The following is a 15,618-nucleotide window of genomic DNA, read 5'->3' on the forward strand; positions in this document are numbered from 1 at the left end:
CCTCTTGAGTCCGCCGCGCGGCTGGCATATCTGGGGCTCACTACAGGGGTATAGCTCAGTTGGTAGAGCGACGGTCTCCAAAACCGTAGGTCGCGGGTTCGAACCCTGCTGCCCCTGCCATTGAAATCGTCCGAATACTAAGTTGTGATATCAAAGGGTGAATGGGTTTCAGCCTTTGAGTTCGCTTTGCCTGTCTTCAGCCAATTCGCGCTTGGGTCATTACTGGTCGCAGAATTGGCTTCGGCAACACTGCTACAATGGTGCGAGGCCATCGTGCCCTGTTATTATCTTTTGTTGGCACCTGTGTTTTCGTGCGGACCTACGGCATCCAGCTTTTCAGCCCACATATGCTGATATTCTTGAAACACCGCCGGCTTGTTTGAGTGGAGCGCCATCAATGCACACGCGGCCCACATAGCGACATCGTAATCCGAGTCGGTCTTTTTCAGTAATTGCGCATTCAGTGCAGCGGCTTCTGATGTCGAAGGTTTATGCATTGCCATCGGACCCCTTGTGCCAACTGATACTGTTACTCGCAATCGTCCTGCCCCGGACACTCACCAAAACCAACAGATTTCATTATGTGGGTAGAACAGTGAATGGGCTGGAAACAAGACGTTAACGTGTCATTAACTTTTTGCTGGGGCAGATGTCTACAAGAGTGTTCATGCGAACGGTCCAAAGGTGAACTAAGTCACAGACCAATCACTAGAATCCCGCTTTACTTACAATTGTTACGAGTTGGCGCTCACGTTCGGTACATGACGCTGTTTTGTTTTTCCCACCTGTGGCTGGGGCGCGCTTGTGGTTGAGCGCGCCCTTCCCATGTCCGAATAACTAGGTTACCGCCGATGCCAGTTCTGAGGCGGTAATCGAGGTTTCCTTGGGTGGGCGATTGACTTATTGTCCGGCCACGACGCAATCAGCCGGATGAGGATACATGTCGCGTTTTGATGGATATTTCCTGCGGCAATTGCTGGTTTTATTCGGCTTCTTCACCCTTGTCCTGGTGGGTGTGTTCTGGATCACCCGTTCCGTCAGCCTGTTTGACAAAGTCATCAGCGGTGGCCAGTCCGCTATGGTGTTTCTTGAATTCACCGCGCTTACCCTGCCGACGCTGGTTCGTACGGTTATGCCGATGGCGGTGTTTGCGGCTGCTGTCTATGCGACCAACAGATTGAGCCGCGAAAGCGAGATGACAGTGATGCTGGCAACCGGGTCAAGCCCGTGGCGACTGGCGCGTGCCGTAGTTTTGTTCGGTGTGATCACCGGTCTGATGATGGCCGCCATCAGCGTGTTCCTGCGCCCGGCCTCGGTCCAACAACTGGAATTCCGGCAAGCCGAAGTTGCAGGAGATGTGACAGCGCAGTTGTTGAATGAAGGTGAATTTCTGCACCCTGCCGAAGATGTTACGGTTTACATCGGTGGCATCGATCTGGACGGTACGTTGCACGAGGTGTTCGTATCGGATCGCCGCGACCCGGAAAACGCGGTCAGCTATTCCAGCGTGACAGCCTATCTGGTCAATAACGACGCGGGAATTCATCTGGTGATGGTCGATGGGGTGGCGCTGCGTTTGAACAAGGCGGGCAGGGTTCTGTCCTCGACCCTGTTTCAGGACGCATCATATGACATTTCGCAACTGACGAACGCAAGCCCGTTGGCAAACCGCAGCCTCGAAGCCATTCCAACCTCTGATCTGATCCTCAACCGGGATGCGATTTCTGAAACCGAGGGGTTCAGCCAGGGTAAATTGATCGAAGAACTGCATCAGCGATTTTCCTGGATAGCCATTTGCATCGCCGTATCGCTGGCGGGTTATTCAACCCTGATGTTAGGCAGCTTTTCACGGTTTGGATTGTGGCCTCAGATTTTGGGTGCCTTTACCATTCTTGTACTGCTTGAAGGTGTTCGCGGGTTTGTGTCCCCGGTTGTGATCGATGACCCGAAGCTTTGGGTGCTGCTTTACCTTCCTGCCGTTATGGGTGTGTTGATCTCGTGCTGTTTTCTGCTTGTCGCAGGTCGTCCACTTATGCGGAAACGTGCGCGCAGGTCCGAGGTCATCCCAACACCCGCTTGATTTCAGGTTCGAAGTTCTTCCAGACAACAACGAATGTCGTCGAATTCTTCGCGATCACTACGGGCGACCAGATACATCGGCAGCCGCAGGCTCACACTGTCCTCTACCGGTTCGAGTGCACCCGAAGCCAGATGTTGCGAAATGACGTAATCGGGGAAGTAGCCGCATCCGCCTCTATGCAAGACATAACGTAGCGCCATCATGCAATTTCCCAGAAACAAGATCTGCCCCGAGGCGCGTCGCACGGCCGATCTGACGTGGTCTTGGTAAATCTCTCCAAGTTCAAGGTTGACGAAGACCAAATCGTTTTCTGCTGTTGCTGCTTGCGGGGTTTTGACCAGGGTTAGAAGCTCCGGTTCCAGCTCGTGGTAGGTGACGCGTCGGTCTGATGGCGTTTCATGCGTGATCGCCACGTCCAGCACATGGGTCGCCACAGCTTCAACCATGTTCAGATCGTGGTCGTAATTCAGTGTCAGCAGCAGTTTGTCAAAGCGCTGTTCAAACCGAACAGCCAGATCCACAAGCAAAGGGTCCCAGATGCTAAGCTGACTACCCAACCGAAGCGCTGGACGGTTCTGTGTCTGCAACGGTAAATCCCGCGACGCGAAGGCCCAAAGGGACAGAATTTGTTCTGCATATGGTTTGAATTGTCTGCCAAACTCGGTCAGCGCCGTGCCACCGGCTCCGCGGGTAAACAGTGGTCTGCCGGTTTCTTCTTCGATCAAATGAATGCGCGCGCTGACGGCCGTTTGAGTCACATTCAGCTTGCGGGCAGCGGCATGAAAACCACCTGTCTCGGCCACACATAGAAAGGTTTCCAAAGCTTTGGTTCGCATACCGAGAGTATTTTTTGATCATTGTGATAAAATCAATTCATTTTTTTGAAGTTGCGACTCGTAATATTGTCGGCTTCGGGAAACACGCCAAAGGATCAGCCATGCTGGACAAAAGCCACAAACCGACCTGGACCAGTTTTGAGAATGCCACCAAGGCCGACTGGGACGCCGTTATGGATTATGAAGAGGCGTATAATGCCGCCTTGCCGGATCGCATTCTGGACGCCATTCGGTCACTGGACGAGGAATGGACACCCTATCCGGTCAACCGGTATCAGCACAGCCTTCAGGCCGCGACCCGGGCTTATGAGGATGGCGCGGATGAGGAGTTGGTGGTCGCCGCTTTGATCCACGATACCGGCGACATTCTGTCACCCTACAACCATGGAGAGCTGTCAGCGGCGATGATGAAGCCCTATGTCAGCGAGAAAACCTATTGGATACTTAAGCACCATTGCGTGTTTCAGGGTTACTACTACAACCACCACCTTGGAGGAGACCGCAACGCGCGCGACAAGTATCGCGACAGCCCCCATTGGGAGGACTGCCGCTATTTCTGCCATGAATACGATCAGAAGGCGTTTGACCCAGACTATCCGACGAAACCGCTGGAGTTTTTTGAACCCATGCTGCGCCGCATCCTGAGCAAGGGCGAAGGCCATATGGAACTGAACGAAACTGCCGAAGATTAACAGGCAGCCATCAGGCGATAGACAATCTGAGCTGTGGTGAAGTCCCAGGCGGAATTGCCGTCCGGGGCCAGCTCAACCACATCGAAGCCCACGCATCTGCGCCCCTTGAGCGCGTGCTCGACCAGCCGCAGTGCCTGGTAATAGCCCAACCCACCGGGCACCGGTGTTCCGGTGGCGGGCATCAGCGATGGATCCAGCCCGTCGACGTCGAAACTGACATAGACCAGCTCGGGGAAGTCTGCAGGCAGGTCGACCGAATGGATGTTACCTGTCACCAGTTCCTCGGCATCCACGTGAAAGACGTGGTTTCTCAGTCGGCTTTGGGCCTCTTCAGTTGAAAAAGCGCGAACACCGAACTGGGCGAGCCGAACGCCTTCTTCGGCAAGCAGGTGCATCACTGAGGCGTGAGAGTGTTTTTCGCCCTGATAAGCGTTGCGCAGGTCGGCATGGGCGTCGATTTGGACGATGCCGATGGGTTGGTTTAGCGCACGGGCCACACCTATCACTGCGCCATAGCTGAGGGAATGCTCGCCGCCCAAAGTGACCGGTACCTTTCCAGCCCGAATTGCAGCCTCGGTGCGGTGCGCAAGGCGTTCCATTACCTCGGGCAACGGGCCGTCACAATTTAGCGGTTCTTCGGTGAAAATTCCTTCGACACAGGGCTCCGCGTGACCGGTGATGCGTTCCAGTTCATTACTGGCCTCGATAATTGCCTCGGGGCCTTTGGCCGTGCCGGACCCGTAAGAGACCGTGCGCTCCAAAGGCACCGGGACCACGCGAAAGCGGGCATCTTCGGTGCGTTCGGATGCGGTCAATTCGCTGTCGAGAAAAATGCTCATGAGAGTCTGTCCTTGAAGTCGTCATATCCGAACTGCCGGATGATCTTCAGCTCGTCCGTTTCGCTGTTCCACAGGGCGATTGTGGGCAGGGGGACGCCATTGAAAGTGTTTGTCTTGACCATCGAGTAATGTGCCTGATCGAGGAAGGCAAAACGCTGTCCGATCTCCAGCGGCTTGTCCCAAGTGTAGTCGCCAATCACGTCACCCGCCAGACAGGACGGGCCGCCAAGGCGATAGGTATGGCCTGTTTTGGCTTCATCCATAAGGGCAGGGCGATAGGGGGCCTCGATCACGTCGGGCATGTGACATGTGGCCGAGATATCAGTGATCGCGAGGTTCATGCCGTTGGTCGGCAGGTCGAGGATTTCACCGATCAGAATACCTGCGTCCAGCGCCACAGCCTCACCGGGTTCAAGGTAAACATCAATGCCATAGGTTTCGCGAATGTCCTTGAGGAAGGCCACCAGCCCGTCGCGGTCATAATCATCGCGGGTGACGTGGTGGCCACCGCCGAAGTTCAGCCACTTGAGCTGATCAAGGTAGGGTTTGAGCTTCGGTTCGATGGCGGTCCACGTGCGTTGCAGCGGTTCGAACCCCTGTTCGCAAAGCGTATGCATGTGCAAGCCGTCAACGCCGCGCAACGTGTCGGCGGTCAGTTGGCTGACTGGTGTGCCAAGGCGCGAGCACGGGGCGCAGGGATCGTATTTCGGAACCTCGCCTTCGGAATGTTCCGGATTGATGCGCAGGCCAACCTGCACTTTGGCGGTTTGGGCTTTGGCGAGAAACCGGTCCTTTTGGGCAGCGGAGTTGAAGATGACGTGATCGGACAGCAACAGGATTTCGTCGATATCCGCGTCTTTGTACCCGGCGCAGAAGGTGGCGACCTCTCCGCCATATTCCTCGCGTCCCAGCCGGGCTTCATAGATACCCGAGGCGCAGGTGCCCACAAGGTGTCGGCGTACCAACGGGGCGAGCGAAAACATCGAAAACGCCTTGAGCGCGCTGAGAACACGCGCGCCGGAGCGGGTTCTTACATCGGCGAGGATTTTCAGGTTCCGTTCAACCGCTTTTTCGTCGACCACAAAGCAAGGGCTGGGTACACGGGAGAGGTTGAAATTGCGGAAGGCGCCGGCGTCTCCGGCCTGTGTGGTCATCATGTCGGACATAACCGGCGTCTCCGTTTGGTGGAGAGGCCGGGGGCGCTGCCCCCGGACCCCCGGGATATTTAGGGCCAGATGAAGCTGAAGCGGATCAGAAGGTGACCGGGCCGTCGAGTTCATGGACCTGCCACGGCAGGCCATGTTCGTTCAGCATGGCCATGAAGTCGTCCGGGTCGAGTTGTTCCATGTTCCAAACGCCGGGCTCGGTCCAGTTGCCTTTCAGCACCTGCGCCGCGCCGATCATGGCGGGGACACCGGTGGTGTAGCTGACAGCCTGGCTGCCGACTTCCGCGTAGCATTCCTGATGATCGCAGATATTGTAGATGTAATAGGTCTTTTCGCCCGAGCCATCCTTGGCCTGACCTGTGGCGATATCGCCGATGCAGGCCTTGCCCTTGGTTTCCGCGCCCAGATCACCGGGATCGGGCAGGAGGGTTTTCAGGAACTGGATCGGGATGATTTCCTTGCCGTCATGCATCACCGGGTCGATGCGGGTCATGCCGACATTTTCCAGAACCTTGGCGTGGGTGATGTAGGCGTCACCGAAGGTCATCCAGAAGCGGGCGCGCTCGATCTCGGGGAAGTGAGTGCTGAGAGACTCCAGTTCCTCGTGATACATCAGGTACATGTTCTTGGGGCCGATGGCGGGGAAGTCGAATTCGACCTTGTGGGTCATGGCGGGAGAGTGCTTCCATTCGCCGTTTTCCCAGTGGCGCACTTCGGCCAGCACTTCGCGCAGGTTGATTTCGGGGTTGAAGTTGGTGGCAAATTCCTGATCGTTCGAACCACCATTGGCATCAAGCACGTCGATCTGGCGGATGGTGTCCAGCTTGTGCTTTTTCAACCATTTGGCAAAGACGGATGTAACACCGGGATCGAAGCCCGAACCAAGGATGGCGGTCAGGCCGGCCGCCTTGAACCGCTCCTTGTAGGCCCACTGCCAGTGGTATTCGAACTTCGCCTCGTCCTCGGGCTCATAGTTCGCGGTGTCAAGGTAATGAATGCCCGCCTCAAGGCATGCGTCCATCAGCACCAGATCCTGATAGGGCAGGGCGAGGTTTACGAGGATTTCAGCACCGGTTTCCTTGATCAGCTTTACTGTGTCTTCGACCTTGTAGGCGTCCAGTTCGGCGGTCGCGATATCAACGCCCACACGGTCTTTCACCGATCTGGCGATGGCGTCGCATTTAGATTTCGTGCGGCTGGCCAGCGTGATTTCGGTGAAGATATCCGAATTCATTGCCATCTTGTGCACGGCAGCGTGGGATACGCCGCCCGCGCCGACAACCAGTGTTTTGCCACTCAAAGTGCCCATGGGGGTGATCTCCTCTCAGGGGTTATTCGTAATAGGTGTAACCGTTGATCGAGTCGCGGTAAGCGCTCATCAGGGTTTTGCGGTCCTTGGCTTTCAGGGTGCCAGTCGAAATCGCCTCATCCACCATTTTGCGGAAGGCGGCGACGCAATCCTGCGGGACGAACTCGACATATGACAGAACCTGGCTGATCGTGTCGCCCTCTTGTTCGTGCAGCAGGTCAAAGCCGCCATCCGGGCGCAGGTCGATGGTGACCACGTTGGTGTCACCAAAGAGATTGTGTAGATCTCCCAGCGTTTCCTGATAGGCGCCAACGAAGAAGACGCCCATGAAATATTCGTCCTCTTCAGGCAGGGAATGCACCGGCAGGCTGGGGGACACACCGTCGGCCAGAATAAACCGGTCAATCTTGCCGTCGCTGTCGCAGGTGATGTCGGACAGCACGGCGCGACGGTCGGGGATCTGGTTCAGATATTGCAGCGGCACGATCGGGTGCAACTGGTCGATGGCCCAGACATCTGGCAGCGACTGGAACAGCGAGAAGTTGCAGTGATAGATATCAGCAACCTTTTCAAGCTGGTCATTCAGGTCCGTTTCCAGATCCTCTGACGCGGCCAACGCCTTGAGCCGCGCCATCAGCGACAGGTATATCCGTTCGGCCCGGGCCATCTGACGCAGGTCGACATAGCCGCGACGAAACAGGGCGCGCAGCTCGTTACGATAGAAGGTGGCGTCGTTCCAGCATTCCTGCAGGCGGTCGCGAGAGAGGTATCCGTGCACCGCGGCGAGGTCCGAGACCAAGTGGTGGTCATCCGGATCAACCTCGGGGCCATTGGGCGCATCGTAAAGCGTGCTTTCGAGCACGTTGAAGACCAGCATCGAGGACGTCGCCACCACGGCACGCCCACTTTCCGTGACCAGTGTCGGGTGGTCCACCTCTGCCTCGTCCATGGCGTAGGCCACGGTTTCGACGACATTGGCACAGTATTCTTCGACCGTGTAGTTGATCGAGTTTTCGGCGGCTTTCTTTTCGCCGGTGTAATCGACCCCCATGCCGCCACCCAGATCCAGGTGGGTCAATGGCACGCCTTCGCGCGTAAGCTCGGTGTAATAGCGACAGGCTTCGCCCACAGCACGGCGCACATCGTTGACATCCTGAACCTGGCTGCCCAGATGTGAATGCTGCAGCTTGAGGCAGTGCAGCAACCCCGCGTCTTTCAGCTTGTCTACGGTGGCGATAAGCTGATCAGTGTTCATCCCAAAGGCCGAGCGGTCGCCCGAGCTTTCTTCCCATTTGCCGCTGATCTGGTTGGTCAGCTTCACCCGAACACCGATCAGGGGCTCGATGCCCAGTTCGTTGTAAACTTCGATTACCGTGTCGGCCTCTTTCGGGCTTTCCAAAACGATGACCGTGTTGAACCCGATCTTGCGGCTTAGAATAGCCAGTTGGATGAATTCGGCATCTTTGACACCGTTACACACGATCAACGCTTCGGGGGCCAGACGATGCGCCAGCGCAATCACCAGTTCGGGTTTGGAGCCGGCCTCGAGCCCATAGTTGTATTTCTTTCCAAACTCGACGATCCGGTCAACAACCTGCGCCTGCTGGTTCACCTTGATCGGGAATACGCCGCGATAGCTGCCTGTGTAGCCCACGCGCGCAATCGCATCACGAAAGCTCTCGTTCAGATGGGCAATTTCGTGTTCCAGATAAGACGCGACGCGCAGAACCATCGGTGCTTTGATGCCACGGTCGTCCAGATCGCTGAGGATACCGGGCAGGCTGATCGCCGCTGCCTCGGGGGCCATGGGATTGCGCAGACCGATCTCGCCCTGTTCGGTCACCTCGATGAGGCCTTTGCCCCATTTCTCAACTCCGTAGATGGAATGCGGTGCGTCGGGCGTCTGTTTCAATCAAGTCGGTCCTTAACGTAGGGTGCCAGTTTCGCGCCCGCCAATACGGCAGCAGTTTGATTCTTCCAAGTGTAAACTATCTGATTGGGGATTCCGAATGTTACGCGGACGGGTGGATCGGGATCAGATGATTGTCCCATTGGCATTCGGCGCGGGTTCGAACAGTTGGGCGCGCGCCCGTCAATGTCCCGAAGGCGCCTGTTCCCGTGGTAAAGACCAACCCGCCCGCCCCGGCCCCAAGCCCGCAGACATCCTCAAGCGCGAAGGCGCCGGTGAGTGTGCCGCTGGTTATGTCGAACTGGTGCAGCGCATTGCCGCGCGGACAGGTTATTGCGATCATATCGGCGTCGGCTGAAAACGCGACGCTGCCAGCGTATCCCTGCAACATGCTTTGTTCGTGATCCGGTGCCGCCAGCAGGCGTGGGGCTTCACCCTGACAATGCAAGCCCAACAGGGGCGGGTGTTCGGACTTGCTGCCCTGCCATTGCATGGCAAAGCCAACCAGACCGTCGCTCCGCACCGCCAGATGGCGGATCGAGTTCTTGTGAAGCTGGTGAGGTAACGACACCTGCTCTTGGATCCTACCCGACAGGGTGAGATAGCTCAGGTTGGGTGCCATCGTCGGCAGGTTCAGCTTTGTGCGCCCGGTTTCGGGGTGGGTTTCGATCCCGCCATTGGCAATCACCAGCGTTTCCCCGTCGGGCATCAGGCGCATGTCATGCGGGCCTATTCCGCCAGATGAAAACTCACCCAGACGCGAAAAGCTTTCAGCGTCCCAGACACTGATAATACCTGTCCCGGCTTCGTAGTCGTTCTCGGTGGCATAAAAATACGCGCCATCTGCCGAGAATGTGCCGTGGCCGTAGAAGTGTCGGCTTTCAGGGGCATTTAGCTGCGCAATCTGCGCGCCGGTTGCGCAATCGATGACGATGGCAAAGGTGCCCGGACGTCTGGCAAACGCGACCGCAAAGGCCTTGTGCGGATGGGCTGCGGCCGCATGTCCGCGTCCGGGTAGAGGCACGGAGAACACGATTTTCCCCAATGTGCTCAACCCGGCAAGTCGAAAGGACCCGTCGGGAAACAGCCCTGCGGCCAGAAAATCAGGCGAACCGGCCGAGGCCCACCCGCGGACCGGGGAAATCGCGGCTGCGGCAAGACCGGCAAGAAAATGGCGGCGTGACGTCACGGGTTAGTCTCCGTCCAGCGAGTTGAATCCTGCGCTGATCCCCAATGTCGGACCCAGCTCGGTCACGGCGATGGTGCGGATATCGTGGATCGACTGTTGAAGCGCCTCGATCCGGAACCGGGCTTGGGGATCTGAAACCCCGGCCAGCGAGGGATCGTCAATGGATTGAGCGTTCTGGATGGCACGTGCAAACGCAGCGTCCAGTTCCGACGCGATTTCGGGGTGATCAAAAGACAGCCGTGCGGCTAAATCCCGCAAGGATATCAGCGAAAGTTCCACATGGCGCAAAGACCGCCCGGACCGCCACGCTTCGGCCCGGTTCGGACGGGGGCGGTCGAATGTCTCCATGGGGCGACCCAGCCGAGTGTCCGCCGTGAACTCAAGACCGGTAGACAGGGCCTTGAACAACTCCTGCATCGCTTCGTCCTGCGTCCGGTAGCGGCTGTTCTCTCCGGGTAGGGTAAGGCTTGGGGCATAGCTGTGCCAGTCCTGCGCCATCGCGCGGGCATTGGCATCGATATCCGCCGTGATCGCCCTGATCAGCGCGCAGCGATATTCGGCATTGCCCTGTTCCGCGTAATTGGGATCGAACAGCATCCGTTCGAGAGCAAAGAACCCGCGCCCTGCTATGGACGTTTCGGCATAGGTCTCCGGGCTTTGCACGGTGTCATCCTCGGTTGCGATATGCTGGGATAGCGCTTTGGATGTGAACCCTTTCGTGTCGGGCCAAAAAGCCATGGCGAAAGCGCGGTCATCGATCTCGGTCGGACCAAACCGCAGGTGGCTGGCGGATATCCAGCTGTCAAAAGCCGCATCGTAGGCCGCGCGCAGCGCCGGTGAGGTCGGATCGCACTCAACCAGGGATGCGCTGACCAGCGCGCCCGTCGTTTCCGGGAGCGTGTCGAACCGGGGCAGGATATGGGTTTCAGTCACATCCATCAGGATCGGCGCGCGATCCTGTGCCTGCGCGGCAAGTGGCATGATCAACACTGCAACAAGGGTAAAAACTCGCATGGGTCAGAGGCTCTCCAGAAATTGGATCAGGGCGTCACGGTCTGCCTTGGGCATCGAGACAACGGTGTCGCGGGTAGACTGCGCTTCACCGCCATGCCACAGGATTGCTTCAAGCAAGGTGCGCGCCCGCCCGTCATGCAGAAATTCTGTGTGGCCCGAGACGCGTTTCGTCAGGCCAACGCCCCACAAAGGCGGCGTGCGCCATTCCCGGCCTGTCGCTCGGGCCTCGGGGCGATTGTCGGCCAGACCTTCGCCCAGGTCATGCAGCAACAGGTCGGTGTAGGGCCAAATCAGCTGAAAACTGTGCTCGGGCCGATCTTCCATCCGATGAGTGACATGTGACGGTGTGTGGCATGACGCGCAGCCGGTCGCATGAAATACCTCTTTCCCGCGCAACACCTTGGGGTTATCCACGTCGCGGCGACCCGGCACCCCCAGATTGCGGCTGTAGAAAGCGACCAGGTCCATACCCTGATGATCGATCTCAAAGCCGCGCTCATCATTGTCGCCGTGCGGGGCTTTGATGCAGTTCACCTGCACATTGGTGCAATCCCCGTGCGGAACAGGGTAGAGCGGGTTCGATATGCCGATATCCCCGGCAAAAGCAGCAGCCGATTGTTCCATAACTGTCGGCATCCCAGCCTTGTGACCGAACCGGCCCATCATCGGCGTGTCAAACTCGACCGACCAGACGATATTCGGGCGACCTGATATGCCATCCCCATCCAAATCGTCCGGGTCGGCCCTGGCAAGCAGGTCTTCGACCGGGATCGCTTCCAACAGGCCAAGCCCGATCATCTGCGGCGCGACCCGTGGGCTTAGCATCGCGTTGGGGTGCAGCGGGCCATAACCCAGATCGGCTGCCTGATAAGTCGGGCGGCGCAATGAGGCGGTTTCACCGTCAGAAAGCTCCACCGGGATTTCTTCGTACGAGATGTCCAGCCGGTATTCCGCTGGATGACCTGCCAGTGCGAAATCCTGCATCTGCCCACCATAGGTAGGCTCGGGCAGAGTGGCGATGTAATCTTCTATCGCTGCATAGCCATCTTCCGACGTGCCGGGGATCGAGACCCGCAGAAACATCGAAACCGCGTTGTCATCGGGCCCGTTTGGCGTGTGTCCGCGCCCATCCTTGATGTGGCAGCGCTGGCACGACCGCGCGTTATAGAGCGGCCCCAACCCGTCAGAGGCGAGCGTCGATGAGGGCGACGAAACCCAGACCTTCTTGAACAGCCCGTTTCCGACTTTGAAATTCAGCTCCTGTTCAAAGCTCAGGTTGTCTGACGGTTGCGAGAACGCATCCGCGTCAGTACGGACCCGAACAGTCGCAGCCCCGGCGGGCAGTTCTTCAAACTGCTGCGGTGCGCTGAAATCCTGGGGCGGTGCTGTGACAACGGCAATTCGGGCGCGTTCATCGTCAGTGCGGGGGGTGAAGTTCAGATGCAGGTCCTGTAGCTCGGCTGACAGGGAAGGGGTGGCCGCAAAGGCGACCACCGACAGGGCGACAAGGCTATTCGCCTTCGTCCATTTTCGATGCGTTGAGTTGCGCATAATTGGCTTCGCCGATCCTTTCATAGAGGTCGAGCTGCGTTTCGAGAAAGTCGATATGGCCCTCTTCATCGGACATCAACTGCTCGAACAGCGACATCGAGACATAGTCGCCGGCATCCCGACAATATTCGCGCGCTTCCTTGTACAAGGCCCGTGCATCGATCTCGGCCGCAAGGTCACATTCCAGCGTTTCCTTTGGTGTTTGACCGATCCGAAGCGGGTCCAGCTTCTGAAGGTTGGGGTGGCCTTCCAGAAAGATGATCCGTTCGATCAGCTTGTCCGCGTGGCCCATCTCTTCGATGCTTTCCTCGCGGCTTTTCTTGGCCATGTGGCCAAGCCCCCAGTCTTCCTGCAACCGGTAGTGCAGCCAGTATTGGCTGACTGCAGTCAGTTCATGCCGCAGAGATTTGTTGAGATATTCGATGACTTTTGGATCGCCCTTCATCTGCACTCTCCTGTGATACTGCCGCGCGCAGGGCGCGGAGTTGCATGGGTACTTCGAGATTATCGCTTGACCGCATCGTGTCCAGAAACAGAGGCATGCATCCGCCGCAATCCGCCGATTTTCCAAGAGCATGGTAAACCTTGCCGGGGGTGATGATGGTTTGGGGGTCGGCTGTCCGCATCCAGTCGATGGCGGCGCGGATGTCGTGGTCCGAGATATTGGTGCAGTGGCAGACAATCATGAATGTTGGCTTGGGTTTGTGTGGTTCAAAGGGCTGACGGGTCAGTGTGCTGAGTGTGCCGGGGGCAGGCAAGCCCCCGGCACGCGATCTTGTTTAGTGGAATACCGCGTCGGGGTTATCCAGACTGTCTGATCCTTCAAATTCAATCTGGTCCAGTTCCAGTGCGGTCACGATGCGCTCGATTGTCTTGGTCTGGTCGATCAGGCCGTTGACGCCGGCCATGATTAGGGTTTCACCGCCTTCGTTGCCGCGTTCCAGCATTTGGTCATAGGCAAACCCTGCTTCCGCGGTCGATTTGATCCTGCCAAGGGCTTGCATCGTGACGGCCAGTTTCGCCTTCATCTCGGCGTCCAGTGCCGGATCAGTTGCGATTACCAGATCGGCCAGCGATGCGCCTGATACAGGTGTGCCATCGATGCGGGTATAGCTGCCCAGATAGACGTTCAGAACGCCCAGTCCATCGTAGTAATGGCTGTTGTGGGTGTTGTCCGAAAAGCAATCATGTTCTTCTTCCGGGTCGTTCAGCATCAGGCCCAGACGCATCCGCTCACCCGCTTGTTCACCGTAAGACAGTGAACCCATACCGGTCAGGATCGCACTGACACCCGCCGTTTCATTTTCCATCAGCGCCGTGCGCGCCGCGCCGCCTTGTTTCCACTGATCGGCCATCCAGGTCAGATCGCTGACCAGCAGGTCGGTTGCGGCGCTCAGATACTGGGCACGACGGTCGCAATTGCCACCAGTGCAGGTATCGCCGTTTGCATAATCAGTGGCTGGACGGTTGCCTGCACCGGCGCCGTGGCCGTTCATGTCCTGACCCCACAGCAGGAACTCGATAGCGTGGTAGCCGGTCGCGACATTGGCTTCGATACCATCAGCTTCGTGCAGGGTTTCGCTCAGCAGTTCCGGAGTAATCTCGCTGGCGTCAATGGTTTCGCCCGACAGTTCGAAGCTAGGGTTGGCGATGACATTCAGAACCGCAAACTCGTTCTCATCCGTCGCGCCACCATAGGCCGCGTCGACATAATCAATCAGACCTTCATCCAGTGGCCAACCGTTTACTTTGCCTTCCCAGTCATCAACGATTGCGTTGCCAAAACGATAAACTTCGGTCTGTTGATAAGGCACACGCGCTGCAACCCATGCTGCCCGTGCCGCATTCAGGGTCGCGTCCGAGGGTTCGGCAATCAGCACACCGACTGCGTCCCGCAAAACCTTTGCCGCAGTCAGGCTGTCGTCATACTTGGCTTCGGCAATATCGGCATAGGTTTCCAGAATATCCGCTTTTGTCGGCACATCACCGGCAAAAGCAAAAGTGGCTGTCGCAAATGTCAAAGCGCTGGCTGTTGCAAACAACTTGGTCATAGGGGTCGTTACTTTCTTGTCTGAACTGTCAAATCAGGCGGGTTTGTTCCCGCGGCGGCTTTCGTTGAAATAACTGAGTTAAAAAGTCAACATTGTCAATCTGAGTTTTTTTGTCGGATAATGAAACCGCTGACTCGGTTGCCACTATCCCCATATCTGGCGGGGGCTCGGTCCGGCGGATCACATTGTGCGGTACATGTTTCGGGCTAAAATCAGCCAAGTGATTCTTTGTAGGTGGTTTGTTGTTCATGAAGCGCGTGGTTCTGGCCTTGTTCCTGTTTCTTGCGGCACTTGCGGCGCAAGCAACGCAGGTTTCCACGCCTCATCACCATGGTTCGGCCCAGATCGACATCGTGTTTTCTGACACCGGGTTCGCCTTGGCGCTGAGGGTGCCAAGCATGGACATCGTCGGGTTTGAAACCCCGGTTGAAAACGATGACAGCCGCACACGTGTGGCCATAGCAATGTCAAAACTTTCCGACCCGCTGAACCTGTTCGTAACCCCGCCCGAAGCTGGGTGCTCTACGGTGGCCGCCCATGTGGTTCTGACATATGGCATCACACTGCAGAGTGGAGAGGCGAACGCAGTCACAGGCTCCACAACGGCGGAGAGTCACTCGGAGTTTCAGGCGGACTATGTCATTCAGTGTCACGATATGAGTGCGCTGAACATGATCGAGTTCGCCTATTTCGCGCAGTTCAGTGGGACCGACCAGCTGAACATCCAGTTGAAAACGGGCGGGGCACAGGACGCGGTCGACATCACACGCGCGGCACCATATCTCGATCTTCCGCCGGATCGATGAGCGCTGAAATCAGCTGAAATCAAAAGGAAAACCAAAAGTGGTGTTCCGGTTTGATGCTTTGGGGATTTTGGTAGCGGAGGAGGGACTTGAACCCCCGACACGCGGATTATGATTCCGCTGCTCTAACCAACTGAGCTACTCCGCCGTGAGTGAGAGGCGATGTAAGCGAGGGGCCG

Annotated in this window: 15 protein-coding genes and 2 tRNA genes; 4 read left to right on the forward strand and 13 right to left on the reverse strand. The window is 57.3% G+C overall.

Annotated features, from left to right (window positions below):
• Positions 1 to 44: 44 nt before the first annotated feature.
• Positions 45 to 120: transfer RNA gene (locus ACR0CE_RS05765), tRNA-Trp, on the forward strand.
• Between the two features lie 164 nt (positions 121 to 284).
• Here ACR0CE_RS05765 and ACR0CE_RS05770 read toward each other — a convergent pair.
• Positions 285 to 503: a hypothetical protein gene (locus ACR0CE_RS05770; RefSeq protein WP_480514514.1), complete on the reverse strand. Its 219-nt coding sequence runs from the start codon at positions 501 to 503 to the stop codon at positions 285 to 287.
• 437 nt (positions 504 to 940) lie between these two features.
• Here ACR0CE_RS05770 and lptF point away from each other — a divergent pair, with 437 nt between their 5' ends.
• Positions 941 to 2,080 carry an LPS export ABC transporter permease LptF gene (lptF, locus tag ACR0CE_RS05775; protein WP_480831389.1) on the forward strand — a complete coding sequence of 380 codons (1,140 nt, stop codon included), beginning with the start codon at positions 941 to 943 and terminating at the stop codon, positions 2,078 to 2,080.
• Between the two features lie 2 nt (positions 2,081 to 2,082).
• Here lptF and ACR0CE_RS05780 read toward each other — a convergent pair whose 3' ends face one another.
• Positions 2,083 to 2,916 (reverse strand): LysR family transcriptional regulator, encoded by an 834-nt coding sequence (locus ACR0CE_RS05780; RefSeq protein ID WP_480831391.1) that lies wholly within the window; start codon positions 2,914 to 2,916, stop codon positions 2,083 to 2,085.
• A 101-nt stretch (positions 2,917 to 3,017) separates the two neighbouring features.
• On the opposite strand from ACR0CE_RS05780, the gene ACR0CE_RS05785 reads away from it, so the two are divergent.
• Positions 3,018 to 3,608 carry an HD domain-containing protein gene (locus ACR0CE_RS05785; RefSeq protein WP_480605317.1) on the forward strand — a complete coding sequence of 197 codons (591 nt, stop codon included), beginning with the start codon at positions 3,018 to 3,020 and terminating at the stop codon, positions 3,606 to 3,608.
• Here the strand turns inward: ACR0CE_RS05785 and speB are convergent.
• From speB to ACR0CE_RS05835, 10 genes are all read right to left on the reverse strand, one after another.
• Entirely contained in the window at positions 3,605 to 4,447 is an 843-nt protein-coding gene (speB, locus tag ACR0CE_RS05790; RefSeq protein ID WP_480831393.1) for an agmatinase, read from the reverse strand. The two genes, ACR0CE_RS05785 and speB, sit on opposite strands and share 4 nt — an antisense overlap.
• Positions 4,444 to 5,613: a carboxynorspermidine decarboxylase gene (gene nspC / locus ACR0CE_RS05795; RefSeq protein ID WP_480831395.1), complete on the reverse strand. Its 1,170-nt coding sequence runs from the start codon at positions 5,611 to 5,613 to the stop codon at positions 4,444 to 4,446. Before nspC ends, speB begins: the two co-directional genes overlap by 4 nt.
• Before the next feature lie 85 nt (positions 5,614 to 5,698).
• Positions 5,699 to 6,922, reverse strand: a complete 1,224-nt coding sequence (locus ACR0CE_RS05800; protein ID WP_480831397.1) for a saccharopine dehydrogenase family protein — start codon at positions 6,920 to 6,922, stop codon at positions 5,699 to 5,701.
• Positions 6,923 to 6,944: 22 nt separating this feature from the next.
• Positions 6,945 to 8,834, reverse strand: coding sequence for a biosynthetic arginine decarboxylase (speA, locus tag ACR0CE_RS05805; RefSeq protein WP_480831399.1), 1,890 nt, complete (start codon positions 8,832 to 8,834; stop codon positions 6,945 to 6,947).
• A 100-nt stretch (positions 8,835 to 8,934) separates the two neighbouring features.
• Positions 8,935 to 10,020: a DUF1513 domain-containing protein gene (locus ACR0CE_RS05810; RefSeq protein WP_480831401.1), complete on the reverse strand. Its 1,086-nt coding sequence runs from the start codon at positions 10,018 to 10,020 to the stop codon at positions 8,935 to 8,937.
• A gap of 3 nt (positions 10,021 to 10,023) precedes the next feature.
• The gene (locus ACR0CE_RS05815; RefSeq protein ID WP_480831403.1) at positions 10,024 to 11,034 is read right to left on the reverse strand and encodes an imelysin family protein; all 1,011 of its coding nucleotides are present in this window, start codon (positions 11,032 to 11,034) and stop codon (positions 10,024 to 10,026) included.
• A gap of 3 nt (positions 11,035 to 11,037) precedes the next feature.
• Entirely contained in the window at positions 11,038 to 12,585 is a 1,548-nt protein-coding gene (locus tag ACR0CE_RS05820) for a di-heme oxidoreductase family protein (protein WP_480831405.1), read from the reverse strand.
• Positions 12,545 to 13,030 carry a bacterioferritin gene (gene bfr, locus ACR0CE_RS05825; RefSeq protein WP_267365109.1) on the reverse strand — a complete coding sequence of 162 codons (486 nt, stop codon included), beginning with the start codon at positions 13,028 to 13,030 and terminating at the stop codon, positions 12,545 to 12,547. Before bfr ends, ACR0CE_RS05820 begins: the two co-directional genes overlap by 41 nt.
• Entirely contained in the window at positions 12,978 to 13,271 is a 294-nt protein-coding gene (locus ACR0CE_RS05830; RefSeq protein WP_480831407.1) for a (2Fe-2S)-binding protein, read from the reverse strand. Before ACR0CE_RS05830 ends, bfr begins: the two co-directional genes overlap by 53 nt.
• Positions 13,272 to 13,364: 93 nt before the next feature.
• On the reverse strand, positions 13,365 to 14,636 hold the full coding sequence (locus tag ACR0CE_RS05835) for an imelysin family protein (RefSeq protein WP_480831408.1): 1,272 nt from the start codon (positions 14,634 to 14,636) through the stop codon (positions 13,365 to 13,367).
• 248 nt (positions 14,637 to 14,884) lie between these two features.
• On the opposite strand from ACR0CE_RS05835, the gene ACR0CE_RS05840 reads away from it, so the two are divergent.
• Positions 14,885 to 15,442, forward strand: a complete 558-nt coding sequence (locus ACR0CE_RS05840; RefSeq protein WP_480831410.1) for a ZrgA family zinc uptake protein — start codon at positions 14,885 to 14,887, stop codon at positions 15,440 to 15,442.
• Between the two features lie 68 nt (positions 15,443 to 15,510).
• On the opposite strand, the gene ACR0CE_RS05845 is transcribed toward ACR0CE_RS05840, so the two are convergent.
• Positions 15,511 to 15,587, reverse strand: a tRNA-Met gene (locus ACR0CE_RS05845).
• Positions 15,588 to 15,618 lie beyond the last annotated feature (31 nt).

Source organism: Ruegeria sp. L11 (assembly GCF_056531755.1).

Bases quoted from the DNA above. Each gene is read 5' to 3' on its own strand.
- ACR0CE_RS05820 (WP_480831405.1), bottom strand. From the start codon at position 12,585: ATGCGCAACTCAACGCATCGAAAATGGACGAAGGCGAATAGCCTTGTC.
- ACR0CE_RS05830 (WP_480831407.1), bottom strand. From the start codon at position 13,271: ATGATTGTCTGCCACTGCACCAATATCTCGGACCACGACATCCGCGCC.
- ACR0CE_RS05785 (WP_480605317.1), top strand. From the start codon at position 3,018: ATGCTGGACAAAAGCCACAAACCGACCTGGACCAGTTTTGAGAATGCC.
- bfr (WP_267365109.1), bottom strand. From the start codon at position 13,030: ATGAAGGGCGATCCAAAAGTCATCGAATATCTCAACAAATCTCTGCGG.
- ACR0CE_RS05800 (WP_480831397.1), bottom strand. From the start codon at position 6,922: ATGGGCACTTTGAGTGGCAAAACACTGGTTGTCGGCGCGGGCGGCGTA.
- ACR0CE_RS05835 (WP_480831408.1), bottom strand. From the start codon at position 14,636: ATGACCAAGTTGTTTGCAACAGCCAGCGCTTTGACATTTGCGACAGCC.
- nspC (WP_480831395.1), bottom strand. From the start codon at position 5,613: ATGTCCGACATGATGACCACACAGGCCGGAGACGCCGGCGCCTTCCGC.
- ACR0CE_RS05840 (WP_480831410.1), top strand. From the start codon at position 14,885: ATGAAGCGCGTGGTTCTGGCCTTGTTCCTGTTTCTTGCGGCACTTGCG.
- speB (WP_480831393.1), bottom strand. From the start codon at position 4,447: ATGAGCATTTTTCTCGACAGCGAATTGACCGCATCCGAACGCACCGAA.
- ACR0CE_RS05780 (WP_480831391.1), bottom strand. From the start codon at position 2,916: ATGCGAACCAAAGCTTTGGAAACCTTTCTATGTGTGGCCGAGACAGGT.
- ACR0CE_RS05770 (WP_480514514.1), bottom strand. From the start codon at position 503: ATGGCAATGCATAAACCTTCGACATCAGAAGCCGCTGCACTGAATGCG.
- ACR0CE_RS05815 (WP_480831403.1), bottom strand. From the start codon at position 11,034: ATGCGAGTTTTTACCCTTGTTGCAGTGTTGATCATGCCACTTGCCGCG.
- lptF (WP_480831389.1), top strand. From the start codon at position 941: ATGTCGCGTTTTGATGGATATTTCCTGCGGCAATTGCTGGTTTTATTC.